Annotated in this window: 18 protein-coding genes; 11 read left to right on the plus strand and 7 right to left on the minus strand. The window is 74.3% G+C overall.

Translation table 11 applies throughout. From position 1 onward, the window contains the following. Positions 1 to 32: 32 nt before the first annotated feature. The 5 genes from ABEA77_RS11550 to ABEA77_RS11570 form a co-directional block, all read right to left on the minus strand. On the minus strand, positions 33 to 923 hold the full coding sequence (locus ABEA77_RS11550; protein WP_345644942.1) for a 2-hydroxy-3-oxopropionate reductase: 891 nt from the start codon (positions 921 to 923) through the stop codon (positions 33 to 35). Between the two features lie 69 nt (positions 924 to 992). Next, on the minus strand, positions 993 to 1,814 hold the full coding sequence (locus ABEA77_RS11555; RefSeq protein ID WP_345644945.1) for a TIM barrel protein: 822 nt from the start codon (positions 1,812 to 1,814) through the stop codon (positions 993 to 995). A 229-nt stretch (positions 1,815 to 2,043) separates the two neighbouring features. Beyond that, on the minus strand, positions 2,044 to 3,516 hold the full coding sequence (locus ABEA77_RS11560) for a rhamnulokinase (RefSeq protein ID WP_345644948.1): 1,473 nt from the start codon (positions 3,514 to 3,516) through the stop codon (positions 2,044 to 2,046). Positions 3,517 to 3,631: 115 nt separating this feature from the next. Beyond that, positions 3,632 to 5,674, minus strand: coding sequence for a bifunctional aldolase/short-chain dehydrogenase (locus tag ABEA77_RS11565; protein WP_345644951.1), 2,043 nt, complete (start codon positions 5,672 to 5,674; stop codon positions 3,632 to 3,634). Positions 5,675 to 6,061: 387 nt separating this feature from the next. Then, a complete protein-coding gene (locus ABEA77_RS11570) occupies positions 6,062 to 6,760 on the minus strand; it encodes a GntR family transcriptional regulator (protein WP_345644954.1) in 699 nt (232 codons plus the stop codon). Positions 6,761 to 6,913: 153 nt separating this feature from the next. Between ABEA77_RS11570 and ABEA77_RS11575 the strand changes: the two genes are divergently transcribed. The 10 genes from ABEA77_RS11575 (at position 6,914) to ABEA77_RS11620 (ending at position 17,612) form a co-directional block, all read left to right on the plus strand. After that, positions 6,914 to 8,317, plus strand: coding sequence for an MFS transporter (locus ABEA77_RS11575; RefSeq protein WP_345644957.1), 1,404 nt, complete (start codon positions 6,914 to 6,916; stop codon positions 8,315 to 8,317). A gap of 90 nt (positions 8,318 to 8,407) precedes the next feature. Then, positions 8,408 to 9,622 (plus strand): D-mannonate dehydratase ManD, encoded by a 1,215-nt coding sequence (manD, locus tag ABEA77_RS11580; protein ID WP_345644960.1) that lies wholly within the window; start codon positions 8,408 to 8,410, stop codon positions 9,620 to 9,622. Beyond that, positions 9,619 to 11,016 (plus strand): mannitol dehydrogenase family protein, encoded by a 1,398-nt coding sequence (locus tag ABEA77_RS11585; protein ID WP_345644963.1) that lies wholly within the window; start codon positions 9,619 to 9,621, stop codon positions 11,014 to 11,016. Before manD ends, ABEA77_RS11585 begins: the two co-directional genes overlap by 4 nt. 241 nt (positions 11,017 to 11,257) lie before the next feature. Next, positions 11,258 to 11,386, plus strand: coding sequence for a hypothetical protein (locus ABEA77_RS11590; protein ID WP_345644965.1), 129 nt, complete (start codon positions 11,258 to 11,260; stop codon positions 11,384 to 11,386). A gap of 115 nt (positions 11,387 to 11,501) precedes the next feature. Beyond that, entirely contained in the window at positions 11,502 to 11,753 is a 252-nt protein-coding gene (locus tag ABEA77_RS11595) for a YkoF family thiamine-binding protein (protein ID WP_345644968.1), read from the plus strand. 53 nt (positions 11,754 to 11,806) lie between these two features. Beyond that, the gene (locus ABEA77_RS11600) at positions 11,807 to 12,118 is read left to right on the plus strand and encodes a helix-turn-helix domain-containing protein (protein WP_345645219.1); all 312 of its coding nucleotides are present in this window, start codon (positions 11,807 to 11,809) and stop codon (positions 12,116 to 12,118) included. Between the two features lie 113 nt (positions 12,119 to 12,231). Beyond that, positions 12,232 to 13,119: a 2-oxo-4-hydroxy-4-carboxy-5-ureidoimidazoline decarboxylase gene (uraD, locus tag ABEA77_RS11605; RefSeq protein WP_345644970.1), complete on the plus strand. Its 888-nt coding sequence runs from the start codon at positions 12,232 to 12,234 to the stop codon at positions 13,117 to 13,119. A gap of 3 nt (positions 13,120 to 13,122) precedes the next feature. Continuing rightward, entirely contained in the window at positions 13,123 to 14,031 is a 909-nt protein-coding gene (gene pucL / locus ABEA77_RS11610; RefSeq protein ID WP_345644973.1) for a factor-independent urate hydroxylase, read from the plus strand. Between the two features lie 253 nt (positions 14,032 to 14,284). Continuing rightward, on the plus strand, positions 14,285 to 15,661 hold the full coding sequence (locus ABEA77_RS11615) for an 8-oxoguanine deaminase (protein WP_345644976.1): 1,377 nt from the start codon (positions 14,285 to 14,287) through the stop codon (positions 15,659 to 15,661). Between the two features lie 499 nt (positions 15,662 to 16,160). Next, entirely contained in the window at positions 16,161 to 17,612 is a 1,452-nt protein-coding gene (locus ABEA77_RS11620; RefSeq protein WP_345644979.1) for a sugar porter family MFS transporter, read from the plus strand. Positions 17,613 to 17,690: 78 nt separating this feature from the next. Here ABEA77_RS11620 and aceB read toward each other — a convergent pair whose 3' ends face one another. Together aceB and ABEA77_RS11630 are read right to left on the minus strand one after the other, a co-directional pair. Next, the gene (aceB, locus tag ABEA77_RS11625) at positions 17,691 to 19,325 is read right to left on the minus strand and encodes a malate synthase A (RefSeq protein ID WP_345644982.1); all 1,635 of its coding nucleotides are present in this window, start codon (positions 19,323 to 19,325) and stop codon (positions 17,691 to 17,693) included. Positions 19,326 to 19,576: 251 nt separating this feature from the next. After that, positions 19,577 to 20,197 (minus strand): nucleotidyltransferase family protein, encoded by a 621-nt coding sequence (locus tag ABEA77_RS11630; protein ID WP_345644985.1) that lies wholly within the window; start codon positions 20,195 to 20,197, stop codon positions 19,577 to 19,579. Between the two features lie 161 nt (positions 20,198 to 20,358). On the opposite strand from ABEA77_RS11630, the gene ABEA77_RS11635 reads away from it, so the two are divergent. Next, positions 20,359 to 20,721, plus strand: coding sequence for a DUF5955 family protein (locus ABEA77_RS11635; protein WP_425588260.1), 363 nt, complete (start codon positions 20,359 to 20,361; stop codon positions 20,719 to 20,721). Positions 20,722 to 21,109 lie beyond the last annotated feature (388 nt).

The following is a 21,109-nucleotide window of genomic DNA, read 5'->3' on the forward strand; positions in this document are numbered from 1 at the left end:
GCCGGCCGCGGGAGCGCCCCGCGGCCCGCGGCTCAGACCCGCTCGCCCGAGAGGCGCTCCACGGCGCGCAGCAGCGCCGAGTGGTCGAGCCCGCCGTCGCCCTGCGCGCGCAGCGAGGCGACCAGCTGCGCCACCACCGCGCCGGCCGGCAGGGCCGCGCCCACCGCGCGGGCCGCGTCGGTGACGATGCCCATGTCCTTGTGGTGCAGGTCGACGCGGAAGCCCGGCGCGAAGTCCCGCCGGAGGAAGTTGTCCCGCTTGCGGGCCAGGACCGTCGAACCGGCGAGCCCGCCGCCGAGCACGTCGAGCGCCGCGGACAGGTCGACTCCGGACTTCTCCAGGAAGACCACGGCCTCCGCGCACGCCTCGATGTTGACGGCCACGATCAGCTGGTTGGCGGCCTTCACGGTCTGCCCCGCGCCGTGCGGGCCGCAGTGCACGACCGTCTTGCCGAGCGCGTCGAACAGCGGCCTGGCCGCGTCGAAGTCGGCGCGCTCGCCGCCGACCATGATGGAGAGGACCGCCTCGACGGCACCGGCCTCGCCGCCTGAGACCGGCGCGTCCAGGACGCGTACGCCCTTCTCGGCGCCGGCCGCGGCCAGGTCGACCGAGGTCTGCGGGGTGATCGAGGACATGTCGATCAGCAGGGTGCCGGGCCGCGCGTGCGCGAGGATCCCGCCGGGGCCGTAGGCGACGGCCTCGACCTGCGGCGAGGCGGGGACCATGGTGACGACGACGTCCGCGTCCGCGACGGCCTCGGCGATCGAGGCGGCCGGGGTGCCGCCCGCGGCGGCGAGGCGGTCCAGCTTCTCCTGCTCCAGGGTGTGGCCGGTCACGGGGTAACCGGCCTTGATCAGGTTCTCGGACATGGGCGAGCCCATGATGCCGAGGCCGATCCACGCGATCTGGGGAAGGTCGGTCATGACGGGAACCTTTCGATGTGCTCGGGGTGGTGCCGCGGGCCTGGGCCCCGGCCGTGCGGGAGGACGGGCTCAGCCGGCCAGCCAGCCGAACGCCTCGGTGCTCGGCCGGTCGCCCGGCTTGTACTCCAGGCCGATCCAGCCGTCGTAGCCCGCCTTGCGCAGCCGTGCGACGAGGTCGTCCAGGGGCAGCGCACCGGTGCCGGGCGCGCCGCGGCCCGGGTTGTCGGCGATCTGCACGTGGCCGGTGCGGTCCGCGTACCGGCCGATCACCGCGGGCAGGTCGGCGCCGTTCATCGACAGGTGGTAGAGGTCGAGCAGGAAGGCGGCGTTGCCGAGGCCCGTCGCCTCGTTGACCCGGTCGGCCACGGCGACCGCGTCCTCGGCGGTCAGCAGGGGGTAGCGCGGCGACTCCGGCGCGTTGAGCGCCTCGATCAGGAGCGTCGCGCCCACGCGGTGCGCGGCGCGTGCGGCCAGCGCCAGGTTCTCGAGCGCCAGCACGTCCTGCGCCTCGGGGGCGACGCCGTCCACACGGTTGCCGTACAGCGCGTTGAGCGCGGTGCAGCCGACGGACGCGGCGAAGTCGGCCGCCACGTCGACGTTGGCGCGGAAGCGGTCGGACTCGTGGCCGGGGACCGACAGCGCGCCCCGGTCGGGGCCCGGCAGCGCGCCGGCGTAGAAGTTCAGGCCGACGAGCCGCGTGCCCGCGTCGGTGAGCGCGCTGCGCAGCGCGTCGAGGTCGCTCTGCGGGGGAGTGGCGGTGTCGGTCCACGGCCACCACAGCTCGACGGCGTCGAATCCGGCCGCAGCGGCCGCCGCCGGCCGTTCGAGCAGCGGGAGTTCGGTGAAGAGGATCGACAGGTTCACGTCGTAGCGCTCGGTGTCGCGGGGCATGGGTCTCCAGCGTCCGTCCGGTGGCGAGTAGCTCCGCAACCCAGTAATTTCGTATTGCGGAATCTGCTTTCTGCTTAATGGAAGAGTGCCCAAAGGGTCGGATGCGTGTCAAGGGGCCCGTACGCCGTGGACGTACGGGCCCCTCGCGGCAGGACGACGGCACCGGCGGCGCCGTACACGGACCGGGGCCGCCGCACCCGGTGCACGGCGCGGACCCCGGCCCGGCGGCTCAGCGCAGCCCGACCCGGGCGGCCGCCGCCGACCAGGCGCGCTCGTCGCCCGACGGCTCGTAGCGGCGCAGCGGCTGCGTCCGCGCCACCAGCGCGCGCATCGCCCGCACATCGGGCACGAGGCCGAACGCCCGTGCCTGGACGAGGATGTTGCCCAGCGCGGTCGCCTCCGCGGGGCCCGCGACCACCGGCAGGCCCGTGGCGTCGGCGGTCAGCCGGCACAGCAGCTCGTTGCGGCTGCCGCCGCCCACCAGGTGCACCACCCGCACGTCGCGCCCCGCCAGCTCCGCCGCCGTGCGCAGCACCGAACGGTGCGCGAGCGCCAGCGACTCCACGACGCAGCGCACCACCGCGCCCTGCCCGCGCGGCGGCCGCTGCCCGGTGCGCGCGCAGTACGCCGCGATCCGCTCCGGCATGTCGCCGGGCGGCAGGAAGGACGGGTCGTCGGGGTCCACGAGCGCCGCGAACGGCTCGGCTGCCGCCGCCTCGTCGAGCAGCGGCCCGAGCTCCGCGGGCAGCCCGCGCGCCCGCCAGGTCCGCAGCGTCTCCGTCAGCAGCCACAGGCCCATGATGTTGCGCAGGAAGCGGACGGTGCCGTCGACGCCGCGCTCGTTGGTGAAGTTCGCCGCCCGCGCCGGCTCGTCGATCACGGGCGCGTCCAGTTCGAGGCCGGCCAGCGACCAGGTGCCGCAGGAGACGTACGCGAACGCCTCGTCCGCCGCGGGCACGGCCACCACGGCGGAGGCCGTGTCGTGGGAGGCCACCGCCGTGACCGGGGTGCCCTCCGGCAGCCCGGTCGCGGCGGCCACGGCGGGGCGCAGGGTGCCCGCGGGGTCCCCGGGGAAGCGGAGCGGGGGCAGCAGCCCGTGCGCGATCCCCAGCCGGTCGAGGACCGGATACGACCAGTCGCCGCGCCGCGCGTCGAACAGGCCCGTCGTGGAGGCGTTGGTGGCCTCCGCGCCCACGCTCCCCGTCAGCCAGTATGTCAGCAGGTCCGGGATGAGCAGCAGGGTCCTCGCGAGGCCGCGCTGCGGCGTGCCCGCCTCCGCGGCCAGCTGGTAGACCGTGTTGAACGGCAGGTGCTGGAGCCCCGTGACCTCGTAGAGATCCTTCGCGGGCAGCACGCCCTCAAGGCGCGCGGCCACCCCCTCGGTGCGGCCGTCCCGGTAGTGGTACGGGGTGCCGAGCAGCCGCCCGGAGCCGTCGAGCAGCCCGTAGTCCACGGCCCAGCTGTCGATGCCGAGGGAGGCCGCGCCGCCCGTCTCCCGCGCCGCACGCGCCAGCCCCTCAAGGACGTCCCCGTACAGCCCGACCACGTCCCACCGCAGCCCGTCGGGGAGTTCGACCGGCCGGTTGGCGAAGCGGTGCACCTCGGTGAGGCGCAGGGTGTCCGCGTCCGCGCGTCCCACCATCACGCGCCCGCTCGTGGCTCCGAGGTCGACGGCGGCGAAGGACGACGGGCGGCTCGGCATGGCGGCTCTCTCGGTGGGGCGGACGGCCCGGACCTCCCGGTGGGGGCGGCCGGGGCCTCGGTGGGGGCCGGTCCGGGGCGCTCGCCGGACGGCCGGGGCCTGGGACCGGCCGCGCTCAGCGCAGGAAGGCGGCGGCCACCCCGGCGTCCACCGGCACGTGCAGCCCGGTGGTGTGCGTCAACTCCCCGCCGGTCAGGGCGAAGACCGCGTTCGCGACGTGCTCGGGCAGCACCTCGCGCTTGAGCAGCGTGCGCTGCGCGTAGAACTCGCCGAGCTTCTCCTCCGGCACGCCGTACACCGCCGCGCGCTGGGCGCCCCAGCCGCCCGCGAAGATGCCGGAACCCCGCACCACGCCGTCGGGGTTGACGCCGTTGACCCGGATGCCCTGCCCGCCGAGTTCCGCCGCGAGCAGCCGCACCTGGTGCGCCTGGTCGGCCTTGGTCGCCCCGTACGCCACGTTGTTGGGACCGGCGAACACCCCGTTCTTCGACACGATGTAGACGATGTCGCCGCCCATGCCCTGCTCGCCCATCACCCGCGCCGCCTCCCGCGAGACCAGGAACGAGCCGCGGGCCATGATGTCGTGCTGGAGGTCCCAGTCCCGCGCGGTCGTCTCCAGCAGCGGCTTGGAGACGGAGACCCCCGCGTTGTTGACGACCAGGTCGATCCCGCCGAAGGCCAGCACGCCCGCGCGGAAGGCCGCCTCGATCTGCTCCTCCCGGGTCACGTCCACCGCGACCGCCACCGCGCGGTCCGGGCCGCCCAGCTCCTTCGCCACCGCCGACGCGCTCTCCCCGTCGAGGTCCGCGACGACCACGCAGGCGCCCTCCGCCGCCAGCCGCCTCGCCACCGCCCTGCCGATGCCGGAGGCCGCGCCCGTCACCAGCGCGACGCGGGTGGCCAGCGGCTTCGGCGCCGGCATCCGGCGCAGCTTGGCCTCTTCGAGCGCCCAGTACTCGATGCGGAACTTCTCCGACTCCTCGATCGGCCGGTACGACGAGACCGCCTCGGCGCCCCGCATCACGTTGACCGCGTTGAGGTAGAACTCACCCGCCACACGCGCCGTCTGCTTGTCCTTGCCGTACGAGAACATCCCGACGCCCGGCACCAGCACGATCGCCGGGTCGGCGCCGCGCATCGCGGGGGAGCCGGCGTCCGCGTGGCGCGCGTAGTAGGCGGCGTACTCGGCGCGGTACTCCTCGTGCAGCGCCCGCAGCCGGGCCACGGCCTCGTCGAGCGGCGCGGACGCGGGCAGGTCGAGCACGAGCGGGCGCACCTTGGTGCGCAGGAAGTGGTCGGGGCAGGACGTGCCGAGCGCGGCGAGCCTCGGATGCTCGGCCCGCGCCAGGAAGTCGAGTACGGGCTCCGCGTCGCTGAAGTGCCCGACCTGCGGGCGGTCCGTGGAGGCGAGGCCGCGCAGCAGTGGCGCCAACGCGGCTGCGCGGGCGTGCCGTTCGGCCTCGGGCAGCGGGCCGTAGCCGTCGAGCGGCGGTCCGAAGGGCTCGGGCCTGCCACGCTCGGCGAGGAAGCGCTCGGCCTCGTGGATGATCCGCAGCGAGTTGGCCTCGCACGCGTCGGAGGTGTCGCCCCAGGCGGTGATGCCGTGCCCGCCGAGCACACAGCCGATCGCCCGCGGGTTGGCGCGCCTGACCGCGGCGATGTCGAGGCCCAGCTGGAAGCCGGGCCTGCGCCAGTCCACCCACGCCACCAGGTCGCCGAAGCACTCCCGGGTCAGCGCCTCGCCGTCGGCCGCGCAGGCGAGCGCGATGCCCGAGTCGGGGTGGAGGTGGTCGATGTGCGGGGCCTCCACCAGGCCGTGCATCGCGGTGTCGATGGAGGGAGCGGCGCCGCCCTTGCCGTGGAGGCAGTAGTCGAACGCGGCGACCATCTCGTCCTCGCGCTCCACCCCCGGATAGACGCCGGCGAGGGCGCGCAGCCGGTCGAGCCGCAGGACCGCCAGGCCCGGCTCGGCCAGCGTGCCCAGGTCGCCTCCCGAGCCCTTGACCCACATCAGCTCGACCTCGCCGCCCGTCACCGGATCGGTCGCTGTGCCCTTCGCCGAGGTGTTGCCGCCCGCGTAGTTGGTGTTGCGCGGATCGGCGCCCAGCCGGTTGGAGCGCGCGAGCAGCGCGGCCTTCACTTCGGTGGCGTCGGGCATGTCTTCCCCTCCTGGGGCGGTGACGGCTGCGCGATGATGTGATGAATCGATTCAGAGGGACCGTAGGTGGCGTTCCTCGCACCTGTCAAGGCACGCGCAACGGGCGTTGAAACATTTCATCCAGAGCACCCGGATCCCCATGTGGCGACGTGTCACGGGCGCGGGGAGGCGCACCGCTGCCGCGCGGGCGTAGGCACCGTCCCGGCTCACGGGCCCGCGACGCCCGGCACGCGTGCTCGCCGCGTTGTCGGAGTCGGCCGAGTGTCTCCCGTACGAGGCTGATCTCCCCCAGACCACGTCCGGGGGCGCCCCACCGCTTGCGATCGCGCGCACCGGATGCCGCGAGCCCCGCCCTCCGGGCGGACGCGGCGACGTCACGGACACGGCCTAGCGCCCCGCGGGCCTCCTGCGCGGGCGCGGCGCCTCGCCGTCCTCGCCGAACAGCTCGGGGTGCTTCGCGCGGATCTTCTCCACATCGCTGAAGACCAGCCGCAGGTGCTCGCGCAGCGAGCCCTCAGCGGCCGCCGGGTCACCCGCCGCGAGCAGGTCCACCACCTCGGCGTGCTGCCCGATGAGCAGCGGGAGTTGCTGTGTCAGGGGGAGCGAAAGCCGCCTCGCCCGGTCGAGTTGGGCCTTCGCCTGGGCCACCACCGGCCAGGCGGCCGCGTGTCCGCCGACCGCCATCAGCCGGGCGTGGAAGTCCTCGTCGAGCTGGAAGAAGGCGTCCGTGTCGCCGTCCTCCGCCGCGTCGCGCTGGGCCCGCAGCAGCCGCCGCAGGTCGGTGAGGTCGCGCGGCCCCGCGCGCCCCACCGCGTCGCGCAGGGCCGCGCACTCCAGCGCCTCGCGCACGAACTGCGCCGAGGCGATGTCGCCCAGCCTGATGCGCGAGACGAACGTGCCCAGCTGCGGATAGACGTCGACCAGGCCCTCGTCGCCCAGCAGGATCAGGCTCTCGCGCACCGGCGTGCGGCTCACCCCGAGCTCGGCCGCGAGGTCGTTCTCGGAGAGCGCGGAGCCCGGCTCAAGTTCGAGCCGGATGATGCGCGCGCGCAGCCGCTCGTGCACCTGCTGCCGGGTGTTCGCCACGGACTCCCCTTCGCCGAACCGTCGTCCCCGGACGCTATCGCGCCCGCCGCGCCCGTCCCCCCTGGCGGGGAGGCGCGGGGCCTTGACCGCGCCCGCTCGCATACTTGTATGGTAGCCGACATCCTCCGATGACGAAGGGCCGAGGACACCGCCATGAACGAATCCGTCACACCTGATCCGGCACCGCCGGTGAGGGCCGAGCCTGCGCCGGCGGACTCCGGCGCCGCCGGGGTGCCGCCGCGCGCCCTCAGGCGGATCGTGTTCGCGTCCGTCATCGGCACGGTCGCGGAGTACTACGACTTCTTCATCTACGGCACCGCCTCGGCGCTCGCGTTCAACAAGATCTTCTTCCCGGACGTCTCGCCCGCCCTGGGCACCCTCGCCTCGTTCTCGACGTACGCCGTGGGTTTCTTCAGCCGGCCGCTCGGCGGACTGGTGTGGGGCCTGGTGGGCGACCGCCTCGGCCGCAAGCGCGCCCTCGTGTTCACGCTCCTGCTGACCGGCCTCGGCACCTTCGCGGTCGGGTGCCTGCCGACGTACCACCAGATCGGCATCTGGGCCGCCGTCATCCTCGTCTTCGTCCGGCTCGTCCAGGGCTTCGGCGTCGGCGGCGAGCAGGGCGGCGCGATCCTGCTGACCGCGGAGGCCGCGCCCCGCGCCAGGCGCGGCTTCTGGGCGAGCTTCGTCCAACTCGGCTCGCCCGCCGCGTACCTCGTGCCCACCGCGCTGTTCGCGGTCCTCGACGGCCACCTCTCCGACAGCGCGTTCCTCTCCTGGGGGTGGCGTGTCCCGTTCTGGCTCAGCGCCTTCGTGGTCCTCGTCGGTCTCTTCGTCCGCAGCAGGATCCAGGAGTCCGAGACCTTCCGCGCCGCCACGGCGGACACCGCGGGCCGTGCGCCCTCCCCGGTCCGCACCCTGTTCGCGCGCCACCGCCGCGAACTCGTCGGCGGCCTGCTCGCGAAGTTCGTGGAGGCCGCGGTCTTCCCCTTCTACACGGTCTTCCTCGTCTCCTACGCCGACTCCCTGCACCACGACACGGACACCGTGCTCGACGCCGTGATCATCGCGGTCGTCTGCGAGCTCGTGGCGCTGCCGCTGCTCGGCCGGCTCACCGACAAGGTCGGCCGCCGCCCGGTGTTCCTCGCCGCCGCCGTGCTCAACCTCGTCCTGGTCGTGCCCGCCTTCGAGGCCGTGCGGTCGGGGAACACCGCCGTGATCACGGCCGCCCTGATCGCGGGGCTCGCGCTCGGCCACGCCGGCACCTACGCGCCGCAGGCCGCCTACTTCCCCGAGCTGTTCCCCTCCGCGGCCCGCTACAGCGGGGTGTCCCTGGTCTGGCAGTTCGGCTCGATGATCGCGAGCGGCCCGTTCACCGTGGTCGCGGCGGCGCTCCTGATCGCCGGGGACGGCTCGTACGTCTGGGACGCCGTCTACGTCGGCGCGCTGATCGCCGTCAGCGTCGTCGCGCTCTCCCTGCTGCCGGAGACGGCGCCCGGCAGACTCGGCGGCAGGGAGTACGCGCACTGGCCGCACCGTGACGAGCGCGCCCCCGCCTGAGACCCGGGGCCGCGGGAGCGGGACAGCTCCGCGGAACCCGCACCACCGACGGAAAAACCGTGCACAACTGACGGAAAGAGGAACCGGCCCATGGCCACCATCACCGCCGCCGAGGTGTTCGTCACCTCGCCGGGACGCAACTTCGTCACGCTGCGGATCACCACGTCCGACGGTGTCACGGGACTCGGCGACGCCACACTCAACGGCCGTGAACTGTCCGTCGCCTCCTACCTGCGCGACCACCTCGTCCCGCTGCTCGTCGGCCGCGACCCGGCCCGCATCGAGGACATGTGGCACTACCTCTACAAGGGCGCGTACTGGCGGCGCGGCCCCGTGACCATGACGGCGATCTCCGCCGTCGACACCGCCCTGTGGGACATCAAGGGCAAGGTCGCGGGGCTCCCCGTCTACGAACTGCTCGGCGGCCTCGCCCGCGACGGCGCCCTCGTCTACGGTCACGCCAGCGGCGAGGACACCGCCGAACTCCTCGACGACGTCGCCCGGTTCAGGGACCTCGGCTTCCAGGCCGTCCGCGCGCAGGCCGCCGTGCCCGGATCGCCGGGCAGCTACGGCGTGCGCCACGGCGAGGGCCAGGGCTACGAGCCCGCGGCGACCGCACTCCCCGACGAACAGGCCTGGCACACCGAGGACTACCTCGACTTCGCGCCCCGCTACCTCACCGCCGTGCGGGAGCGCTTCGGCTTCGGCTTCCACCTCCTGCACGACGTGCACCACCGCCTCACCCCCACCGAGGCGGGACAGCTCGGCCACCGCCTCGAAGACCTCAGGCTCTTCTGGATGGAGGACCCCACCCCCGCCGAACTCCAGGAGAACTTCCGGCAGGTGCGCGCCGCCACCCGCACCCCGATCGCCGTGGGCGAGGTCTTCAACTCCATCTGGGACTGCCAGCAGCTGATCTCCGAGCGGCTCATCGACTACATCCGCGCCTCCGTCGTGCACGCGGGCGGCATCACCCACCTGCGGCGGATCTTCCACCTCGCGGAGCTCCACCAGGTGCGCACCGGCTCGCACGGCGCCACCGACCTGTCGCCCGTCAGCATGTCCGCCGCCGTCCACCTCGACGTGACCGTGCCGAACTTCGGCATCCAGGAGTACATGGCCCACGACCCCCTCACCCACGAGGTGTTCAGGCCCGGCTACACCTACCGCGACGGCGCGCTGTTCCCTTCGCAGCGGCCTGGCCTCGGCGTCGAGTTCGACGAGGAGGCCGCGGCGCGCTTCCCGTACGACCCCAAGTACCTGCCGGTCAGCCGCCGCCGCGACGGCTCGGTGCACGACTGGTGAGCGCCGTGCCCCGCCTCTCGTACGACGCGCTGCCCGCGCGGCTGCGGCCCGCGGCCGACCCGCGCGCCCTCCCGGTGCGCGCCGTCCATCTCGGACTCGGCGCCTTCCACCGCGCCCACCAGGCCCTCTACACCGAGGCCGCGGGCGGCGACTGGGGCATCGCGGCGGTCGCCCAGCACAGCCGCACCGTCCTCGACGCCCTGCGCGCCCAGGACCACCTGTACTCGGTGACCCTGCGCCACCCCGAGGGCGCGCGCACCCGGGTGGCCGGCGTCCTCGCGCGCACCCTGCACGCCGAGGCCGACGCGGGGCAGCTCAGGGACCTGCTGGCCGCGGAGGAGACGGCCGTGGTCACCACCACCGTCACCGAGAAGGGCTACCGCAGGGACCCCGTGACCGGCGGCCTGGACCTGGCCGACCCGCTGGTCGCCGCCGACCTCGCCGGCCGCGGGCCCGCCACCCCGGTCGGCCAGCTGGCCGCCGGGCTGCGCGCCAGGCTGCGCGCGGGCGGCGCCCCGCTCACCGTCGTGTGCTGCGACAACATGGCCGGCAACGGCCCCGTACTGGAGCGCCTGGTACGGGAGTTCATCGAGGCTGCCGGCTGGCGCGAGCGCGCCGCGCTCGCCGAGTGGGTCGCGGGTGCCGCCGTCGCCTTCCCCGCGACCGTGGTCGACCGCATCGTGCCCGCCACCGCCCCGGACGACCTCGACGCGGCACAGCGGGCGCTCGGCGTGCGCGACGAGGCGGCCGTGACGTGCGAGCCGTACACCGAGTGGGTGCTCCAGGACGCCTTCGCGGGGCCGAGGCCCCGCTGGGAGGCGGGCGGCGCGCGGTTCGTCGCCGACGTGGCGCCCTATCAGCTGACCAAGCTGCGGCTCCTCAACGGCTCCCACTCGCTCCTCGCCCACCTCGGCCTGCGCGCCGGCTGCCGCACGGTCGCCGACGCCCTCGCCGCGGGCTGGGGCGAGGAGGCGGTGCGCGGCTACTGTGCGGAGGTCGCGCCCACGCTGCCCGGCGCGGGACCCGACCCCGCGGCGTACACGGAGGCCCTGGTGGAGCGGTTCCGCAACCCGGCGATCCACCACCGCCTCGACCAGATCGCCGCCGACAGCTCGCTGAAGATCCCCGAGCGCTGGCTCACCCCGCTGCGGGAGCTGCGCGCCGCGGGCCGCGACACCCCCTGGCTCGCCCGCGCCCTCGCGGCGTGGGCGGCGTCCTGCCGAAGCGGCGCGGGACACGCCGACCCCGCGGCCGGGCGGCTGCGGGACGCGTGGCGGGCCGCGGCGCCCGCCGACGCGGTGCGGGCCCTGCTCGGCCTCCTCGGCGCGCCCGACCTGGCCGACGACGCGCCGCTGGTCGCCGCGGTGACCGAGCGGCTGCCCGCCGCGCACTGACCGGGAGCCGCGCGGACGTGCCCCGCCCCGACCGGAGCCGGGGCACACCCGCGCGGGCTCAGGGCGCCTCGCCCGTCCCGTACACCTCCGTCGTCCTGGCCTGCGCCCGCCCGCTCAGCGGTCGGCCGGGGCCGGGGGCGGCCCTGCGCCGGCATCGTGCGTGAACCGGCCGGAGCCGCCGCCCCGCTGGCGTACGTGGCGTACGTGAAGCCGGAGGCCGTGCCGCCCGTGCGCGGTGGCGATGTCCGCGAACGGCAGCCCCACCTCCGTCATCGGCCGCGACGGCCCGGCCAGCGCCCTCACGTCGCCGACGGGCACCGCGAGCGGCAGGCGCACGGCCGGCAGCCCGGCCCAGGAGACCGTGTCGTGAGCGGTCAGGTGCCCGGCATCCCCAGGGACGCGCCCGGCGCGTGCGCCCGTTAGAGTCGCTCTGGCCGGCAGGCCGGCCGGGAAGCCACAGGTCACAGCGATTCGGTGGGGGCACAGTGCGGCTGAGGGTGGAGTACACGACGGAGCCCTTCGACCTGGAGGAGGCGCCGGAGCACGCGGTCGTCGCCCGCGAGGTCGTCGCGGCGGCACGGCTCGACGCCTTCGACGTCGGGCCGTTCGGCAACACCGCGGAGGGGGGCGCCGACGAGGTGCTCGACGCGGTGGGCAGCCTGTTGCGCGCCTCGCTCGACGCCGGCGCGACCCGGATCTCCGTGCAGGTCAACGTGGTGCCGGAGGGGGACAGGTGAGCGGCGGGCCCGACCACCCGCTGGCGGTGGCCGTCCGCCCGCTGGTGGACGCGATGGGAGGCGAGGTCGTGCCGCACGAGGAGGCGGGCCCCGACGACGTGGTGCTCTCCTGGGAGGGAGCGCCGGTGGTCGCCGTACGGCTGCCCCAGCTCGCGGACTCCCTCGACCACATCCTCGCGGCCCTCGAACGCACCCACGGCAGGCCGCTCGCCGACCTGGACCGCCGCGCCAAGCAGGAGGTCGTGCGCGGTCTTGAGGCGCGCGGCGCGTTCTCCGTGCGGCACGGGGTCGAGACCGTGGCGTCGGCGCTCGGTGTCAGCCGCTTCACCGTCTACAACTACCTCAACCGCGACAAGGCGCCCTGACCCGGCCGGCCGGCGCGCGAACACGGGCGCGTTTTTTCAACAAAGTGTTGACGCCTGTGCGGTGCGGGGCGTTAGCTGAGGCGCAGCCGGTCCAGCACTGCCAGGAGGCTTCGGTGACGTCCCCCCTCGCCCGGTTCAACTCCGCCCCGCGCCCCGACGCGCTCGCCGCACTGCACGAGGTGTGCGCGAGCTCCGCCTGGGCCGCACGGCTGGTCGCCGGGCGGCCGTACGCGTCGGTGGAGGCGCTGCTCGCCGCGAGCGACACCGCCACCGGGGCGCTCACGGGGACCGACCTCGACGAGGCGCTCGCCGGGCACCCCCCGATCGGCCGCCCCACCCCGGGCGACCCCGTCTCGGCGCGCGAACAGCGCGGCGTGGCCGGGGCGTCCGACGCCCTGCGGGCCGAGCTCACCGACCTCAACCTCGCCTACCAGGACAGGTTCGGCCACGTCTTCCTCATCTGCGCCACCGGCACCACCGGCGAGCAGGTGCGGGACGCGCTGGTGCGCCGGCTCGCCCACACCCCCGGACAGGAGCGCGACATCGCGCGCTCCGAGCTCGGGAAGATCAACCGGATCCGGCTCACCCGCCTGGTGGCGGGGCCCGCCCCCTCGGTGTCCACGCACGTCCTCGACACCAGCAGGGGGCGGCCCGCCGCCGGAGTGCCGGTCGCCGTGTCGGCCCGTACGGGCGCGGACGCCGCCTGGACCGCGCTCGGCGCCTCGGCGACCGACGCGGACGGCCGGTGCAAGGACCTCCCGGCCCTGCCGGAAGGCACCCGGCACGTGCGCCTGGTCTTCGACACCGGGGCCTACCACGCGGCCACCGCCGGTACCGCCACCACCACCCCAGCCGAGGCACAGCAGGACGCCCCCGCGCTTCGGGACAGCGGCGCGTTCTTCCCCGACGTCACGGTCGCCTTCGCGGTCGCGCCGGGTGAGCACCACCATGTGCCGCTGCTGCTCAACCCGTTCGGCTACTCCGTATACCGAGGGAGCTAGCAGATGCCCACCACCGTTCTCGGCCAGAACCAGTACGGCAAGGCGGAGTGCCGCGTCGTCAAGGTCGTACGCGACGGCACCACCCACCACATCAAGGACCTGAACGTCTCCGTCTCCCTCTCGGGCGAGATGGACGAGGTCCACTACTCCGGCTCCAACGCCAACGTCCTGCCGACGGACACCACCAAGAACACCGTGTACGCCTTCGCCAGGGAGCACGGCATCGCCTCCGCCGAGGAGTTCGCCGCCCTCCTCGCCCGGCACTTCGTCGCGGGGCAGGAGCAGATCCACCGCGCCCGCGTCCGCGTCGAGGAGTACGCCTGGGACCGCATCGCCGCCACCGGCCACTCCTTCGTCCGCGACGGCCGGGAGACCCGCCTCGCCCAGGTGGCCTACGACGGCGAGCAGCTCCAGGTGATCGCCGGGCTCAAGGACCTCACCGTCCTCAACTCCACCGGCTCCGAGTTCTGGGGCTACGCCAAGGACCGCTACACCACCCTGCCCGAGACCCACGACCGCATCCTCGCCACCGACGTCTCCGCGCGCTGGCGCTACGGCTGGACGGGCGCGGACGGCGCGCCCGCGCCCGACTGGGACGCCGCCTACGCGCGGGCGCGGACCCACATCCTCGACGCGTTCGCCGAGACCTACTCGCTCTCGCTCCAGCAGACGATGTACCGCATGGGCAGCCGCGTCGTCGAACACGACGCGGACATCGAGGAGATCCGCTTCTCCCTGCCCAACAAGCACCACTTCCTGGTGGACATGGAGCCGTTCGGCCTCAAGAACGAGCCGGACGCGCCGGGAGGGCCCGTCTACTTCGCCGCCGACCGGCCGTACGGTCTGATCGAGGCGACGATCCTGCGCGAGGGCGCGGAGCAGCTCATCCCGGTCGACCTGACCACTCTCTGAACCGCCTCGCAGCGCACCACGGCACCACCCCTCGACGCGCGCGCCGGCGTCGCCCCGGGCGGGAGACCGCCCGGGGCCGCGAGGGAGAGCGGGGGCATCTGCGCACCCCTGACGCGCCGGCGTCCCGCACCACAGGGACGGCGGCGCACCGCGGACCCGGTCGTCACCCCGCTCGGCCCCCGGGTCCTTACGCTCAAGGGACCGGACCCGGCATGCCCGGCGCTCCGGCCCGCCACAGGGAAGAGGAACCGCCATGGCGGCTTCGCGCATCGTCATCGAGAACTGCGCCGTCGCGACCGTCGACGCCGCGGACACCGAGTACGCCTCGGGCCATGTCGTCGTCGCGGGAACGCGCATCGAGTCCGTGGGGGCCGGGCCCGCCCCGCACGGCCTCACGGATGTCGTACGGCGGGTCGACGGCACCGGGCACCTGCTCACCCCAGGCCTCGTCAACACCCACCACCACTTCTACCAGTGGATCACCCGCGGCCTCGCCACGGACCACAACCTCTTCGACTGGCTCGTCGCTCTCTATCCGACCTGGGCCAGGATCGACGAGCCGATGGTGCGCGCCGCCGCGCAGGGCTCCCTCGCGATGATGGCCCGCGGCGGTGTCACCACCGCCACCGACCACCACTACGTGTACCCGCGCGGCGCGGGCGACCTGTCGGGCGCCGTGATCGGCGCCGCCGCCGAGACCGGCGTGCGGTTCACCCTCGCGCGCGGCTCGATGGACCGCGGCGCCTCGGACGGCGGACTCCCGCCCGACTTCGCCGTCGAGACCCTCGACGAGGCGCTCGCGGCGACCGAGGAGACCGTCGACCGCTACCACGACGCCTCGCCCGACGCGATGACCCAGGTCGCGGTCGCGCCCTGCTCGCCCTTCTCCATCTCCACCGAACTCCTCAAGCAGGGAGCTGAGTTGGCGCGCCGCAAAGGGGTGCGGCTGCACACTCACGGCAGCGAGACCGTGCAGGAGGAGCAGTTCTGCAAGGACCTGTTCGGCATGGGCCCCACGGACTACTTCGAGTCCACCGGCTGGCTGGGCGCCGACGTGTGGATGGCCCACTGCGTCCACATGGGCGACGCCGACATCGCCGCCTTCGGCCGCACCGGCACCGGCGTCGCACACTGCCCGTCCTCCAACGCCCGGCTCGCCGCGGGCATCGCCCGCGTCCCCGACATGCTCGCCGCCGGGGTGCCGGTCGGCCTCGGGGTGGACGGCACCGCCTCCAACGAGTCCGGCGAACTCCACACGGAGCTGCGCAACGCCCTGCTGATCAACCGGCTCGGCGCGCACCGCGAGTTCGCGCTCACGGCGCGCCAGGCGCTCCGGCTGGGCACCTACGGCGGCGCCCAGGTGCTCGGCAGGCAGCGGGACACCGGCTCCATCGAGCCGGGCAAGCTCGCCGACCTGGTGCTGTGGCGCATGGACACCCTCGCCCACTCGTCCATCGCCGACCCGGTCGCCGCGCTGGTGCTCGGCGCCGCGGCGCCCGTGACCCTCTCGTTGGTCGGCGGGGCGCCGGTGGTCGAGGACGGGCGGCTGACCCGCGTGGACGAGGACGCCGTGGCCCGCGCCGCCCGCGCGGAGGCGCGGCGCCTCGCGCGCCTCGCGGACGGGGGCTGAGAGCCGGGGACTCCGGCCGGGGGGGACGGCCCCCGGCCGGCCGCCGCGGGCCCGAGCGGGGCCCACGGCACGCCGGGCCGGGAGGACACCGCGAAGCCGTCGCGGCCTCCCGGCCCGGCGCATGCCTCGTGCGCGCCTTCCGCGAACGGCCCGCGTCCCCGGCCCCCCGAACCGGTACCGCGTCACCGGTTCGGCCGAATGCGGGTCTGCTTCCTGTCTCTGTTACGGTGTGTCACCGCCGGGCGTGCTCCGAGCGGTCAGGGATGCCGAATTTCACAGTGTCGTGAGCGGTGCGGCTCCGGCCCCGGGGGTAGACGGACGCTCGGCGGATCATGGAAGCGTCCCGCGCGCACCGCGCGTGCCCGGCACGGCCGCGCCCAGCGGCCCCCGGTACGGCCCTCCGGTCGGCGGAATGCTTACATGGATCCGAGCGAAATGGACCGTTTCATACTGATTTGCCCGGCAGGTGGCCGGGTGACGTACGCGAGGTGATGGCCGTATGGCCCAAACTGTCAGAGAAGCAGGGGCGCCGAGCCGCAAGGGCAAGGCGCTGGGGGTCTCCATCGCCGCCGCCGTGGGCGGCTTTCTCTTCGGCTTCGACTCGTCGGTCATCAACGGTGCGGTGAACTCGCTCACCGGCCACTTCCACCTCGGGTCCTTCCTCTCCGGCTTCGTCGTCTCCATCGCGCTCCTCGGCTGCGCGGTCGGCGCCTGGTACGCGGGCCGGCTCGCCGACCTGTGGGGCCGGCGCAATGTGATGCTGCTCGGCTCGGCGATGTTCATCATCAGCTCGGTCGGCTCCGCGCTCGCCTTCTCCGTGCCCGACCTGCTGGTGTGGCGCGTGATCGGCGGCCTCGGCATCGGCATCGCCTCGGTGATCGCCCCCGCGTACATCTCCGAGGTGGCCCCGGCGAGCGGCCGCGGCGCGCTGGGCTCGCTCCAGCAGCTCGCGATCACCATCGGCCAGCTGGTCGTGCTCAGCTCCAACAAGGGCCTCGCGGGCGCCGCGGGCGGCGCCTCGAAGGACCTGTGGTGGGGCCTGCCCGCCTGGCGCTGGATGTTCCTCGTCGGCGTGATCCCCGCCGCCGTCTACGGCGTGCTCGCGCTCTCGATCCCCGAGTCCCCGCGCTACCTGGTCCAGAAGGGCAGGCTCGACGACGCGGCGGGCGTGCTGGAGCGGATCTCGGGGGAGCCGGACGGCGCCGCGAAGGCCGCCGAGATCCAGCAGACCCTCCGCAAGGAGCACCGCACCAGCTTCGCGGACATCCGCGGCCCGCGCTTCGGCCTGCACCCGCTGGTCTGGGTCGGCATCATCATGGCCGCGCTCCAGCAACTCGTCGGCATCAACGCGATCTTCTACTACTCGACCACGCTGTGGCAGTCGGTGGGCTTCAGCGAGTCGAGCTCGTTCACGACCTCCGTGATCACCGCGGCGATCAACGTGGTGATGACCGTCGTCGCGATGCTGTTCATCGACCGCGTCGGCCGCAGGCGGCTGCTGACCATCGGCTCCATCGGCATGTTCCTGGCGCTGCTGCTCACCGCGATCGCCTTCTCCCAGCAGCAGGGCAGCGGCAAGTCCATCAGCCTTCCGCACCCGTACGGGCCGCTCGCGCTGGTCGGTGCCAACGCCTTCGTGGTCTTCTTCGCCCTGTCGTGGGGCCCCGTGATGTGGGTCATGCTCGCGGAGATGTTCCCCAACCGGATGCGCGCGATGGCGCTGGCCATCGGCACCGCCTCCAACTGGATCTTCAACTTCATCGTGACCTTCGCCTTCGAGCCGGCCACCCGCAACGTCGGCCTGTCCTGGCTCTACGGGGCGTTCGCCCTCTTCGCCTTCCTCTCGATCTGGTTCGTCCGGTACAAGATCCCGGAGACGAAGCAGAAGACGCTGGAGTCCATGACGGGCGACACCTACCGCCGCCCCGACGCCACGGCCCCCACCGCCTGACGCCCTCCCGGCACCCGAAGGGCGCCCGCACCCCTCCGAGGGGTACGGGCGCCCTTCGCCGTACGGACCCGGCGCGGCTCAGCCGCGGAGGCGTTCGTAGGCGGGGAGGGTGAGGAAGTCGGCGTAGTCGGCGTCGAGGGAGACGGTGAGCAGGAGGTCGTGGGCCTGCTGCCACTCGCCGGCCGCGTAGGCGTCCTCGCCGAGCTCCGCGCGGATCGCGGCCAGTTCGCGTGCCGCGAGGTCGCGGACGAGTTCCCGGGTGACCGGCACGGCGCGGCCGTCGTGCTCCAACTCGACGCCCGCGTTGATCCACTGCCAGATCTGCGAGCGGGAGATCTCCGCCGTGGCCGCGTCCTCCATCAGGTTGAAGATCGCGACGGCGCCCGCCCCTCGCAGCCAGGACTCGATGTAGCGCAGGCCGACCTGGACGGCGTTGACGAGGCCCTCGTAGGTGGGGCGGGCGTCGAGGGAGTCGACGGCGATCAGGTCGCCCGCGGCCACCGAGACGTCCTCGCGCAGCCGCTCCTTCTGGTGCGGGCGGTCGCCGAGCACCGCGTCGAAGGACGCGCGGCAGACCGGCACCAGGTCCGGGTGGGCGACCCAGGAGCCGTCGAAGCCGTCGTGCGCCTCGCGGTCCTTGTCCGCCTTCACCTTCTCCAGGGCGACCTTGTTGACCTCGGGGTCGCGGCGCGAGGGGATGAAGGCGGCCATGCCGCCGATCGCGTGCGCGCCCCGCTTGTGGCAGGTGCGGACGAGGAGTTCGGTGTACGCGCGCATGAACGGCGCCGTCATCGTCACCGCGTTGCGGTCGGGCAGCACGAACTTGGCTCCGCCGTCACGGAAGTTCTTGACGATGGAGAACAGGTAGTCCCAGCGGCCCGCGTTGAGCCCCGAGGCGTGCTCGCGCAGCTCGTAGAGGATCTCCTCCATCTCGTACGCGGCGGTGATGGTCTCGATCAGGACCGTGGCCCTGACGGTGCCCCGCGCGATGCCCAGGTGGTCCTGTGCGAAGACGAAGACGTCGTTCCAGAGCCGCGCCTCCAGGTACGACTCGGTCTTCGGCAGGTAGAAGTACGGGCCCTGCCCGCGCTCCAGCAGACGGCGGGCGTTGTGGAAGAAGTACAGCCCGAAGTCGACCAGGGCGCCCGGCACTTCGCGGCCGTCCGCCGCGCGCAGGTGGCGCTCCGCCAGGTGCCAGCCGCGGGGCCGCACCACGACCGTGGCGAGGTCGGCGTCGTCGCGCAGCGCGTACGACTTGCCGGTCCGCTCGTCGGTGAAGTCGATGCGCCGCTCGTAGGCGTCGATCAGGTTGAGCTGGCCACCCACCACGTTCTCCCAGGTGGGCGCGGAGGCGTCCTCGAAGTCCGCGAGCCAGACCCTCGCGCCCGAGTTGAGCGCGTTGACCGTCATCTTGCGGTCGGTCGGGCCGGTGATCTCCACCCGCCGGTCGTCGAGCGCCCGCGGCGCGGGCGCCACCCGCCAGCTGTCGTCGGCGCGGACCGCCGCCGTCTCCGCCGGGAAGTCCAGCGTGGACGTACGGGCGATCTCCGCGCGCCGCTCGGCACGGCGTGCCAACAGTTCGTCGCGGCGCGGGGTGAACCGCGCGTGCAACTCGGCGAGGAAGGCGAGCGCGGGGCCTGTCAGCACCTCCTCCTGCCGCGGCAGGGGTGCGGGGGCGACGACTTCCAGCGGTGACGGCGCTGGTGCGGACATGGGGTCACTCCTTGGGCGGCGGGTCCTGCGGCGCTCGGCGGCGCGGAGCGGCGGCACCGGGTGCCACCGCGGGTGGCGGTGGCGGTACGTACCGTTCCGGGATGCCGAAAGCTTCTGACCAGTGGATAGTAGTTTCCTCATGGTGGAATTTCAATGGTTTGTTGATGTCGAGACTCTCCGGGTCGAGGCAAACCGGCCCGCAGTGCCATCGTTCGCCCCAAGTCCTCTTGTTCCACGGGCCGTTCGGCGTCCTACTCCAGCCGGGACAGGTCCTCGGGTGTGTCAATGTCGTAGGGCTCCGCCACGTCGCCGCACTCGACGAGCGTGATCTCCTCCTCGTGTGCGCGCAGATAGGCGCGGGCCCCGCGGTCGCCGACCGCGTCCCGCGCCACCTCGGCCCAGCGGTCCGCGCCGAGCAGCACCGGGTGGCCGCGCCTGCCGCCGTACGCGGCGGCGGCGAGCGCGGCCCGGGAGCCGTCGTACTCCGCGAGCACCCGGGCCACCGCGCGCGCCCCGATGCCCGGCTGGTCCACCAGCAGCACCAGCGCGGCGCCCGGACCGTCGAGTGAGGCGAGCCCCGCGCGCAGCGACGAGCCCATGCCCTGCTCCCAGCCGGGGTTGTCCACCACCGTGCAGCCCGGGAGGTCGGCCTGCTCGCGCACCTGCCCGGCCGCCGCGCCGAGCACCACGTGCACAGGACCGCAGCCGCCCTCCCGCAGCACGCGCACCGCATGCTCGACCAGCGGCCGCCCCCGGTGGGGCAGCAGCGCCTTGGGCCGGCCGCCGAGCCTGCGCCCGCCCCCGGCGGCGAGCAGCAGGCCCGCCACCGGCGCCGCGGTCTGCTCCGTGTGCTTCTTCGCTGTCCGTTCCATGGCCCCTGCATATCCCATGGCGGTCCGTTCCCCGCGTATCCGGTACGCCGGCTGGCGCATACTGACCGGTACGCGTTAACTTGCCCGCGAAACCACGGAGGTTGACCGCCGACGTGGGGCACATGCCAGCACAGCGCCGTGCGAGGGTGAGGGGGAGAGCCGTGCTCTGGAGCGTGGGGCGGGCGCGCGTGGCGGAACAGGAGCCGCCGGGGGCCGGCCGGGCGGCGGCAGGAGCGGACGCCGGGGAGCCGGTCGCGGCACTGCGGGCGGCGGTCGCCCGGCTGCGCAGGCAACTCGCCGCCTGTCCCGTCGAGTTCCGGGACCGCGGGGTGGCGGAGGAGGAACTGGCCTCGCTCGCCTCGATGGCGGCGGCCGGCGGGCCGCCCGAAGTCGCCAGGGTCCGCCGCTCGCTGCTGCTGGTCGTCGGCTCGATCGGCTCGGTCAGCGCGCTGGGCCCGGCGCTGCTTGACGTGCGCGCGGCAGCCGAGGCCCTCGGCGCCGCCGCCCCGCCCGGATCCGGCTGACCCGCCGCGCGGTGCCGGGCGGCCCGGCCGCCCGCCGCGCCCGGCCGGGATGCGGCCGGACGGACCGCGCGGGGCACCCCGCGCCCAGGTCGCGGAGGCGCGGCCCCGCCGCCCGCCCGTCGCTCAAGGGGCGGGCGCACGGTCCGGTCAGGGCGCACGGCCCCGGCCACGGTCAGGCGCGCACGGCCCCGTGCCACGGTCAGGCGCGCACGGCCCCGTGCCACGGTCAGGTGCGCACGGCCCCGTGCCACGGTCAGGTGCGCACGGCCCCGTGCCACGGTCAGGCGCGCACAGCCCCGTGCCACGGTCAGGCGCGCACGGCCCCGTGCCACGGTCGGGCGCGCACAGCCCCGTGTCACGGTCAGGCGCGCACGGCACCGTGTCACGG

Origin of the sequence: Streptomyces tremellae (genome assembly GCF_039540215.1) — a bacterium.
GTDB classification, from domain to species: Bacteria; Actinomycetota; Actinomycetes; order Streptomycetales; family Streptomycetaceae; genus Streptomyces; species Streptomyces tremellae.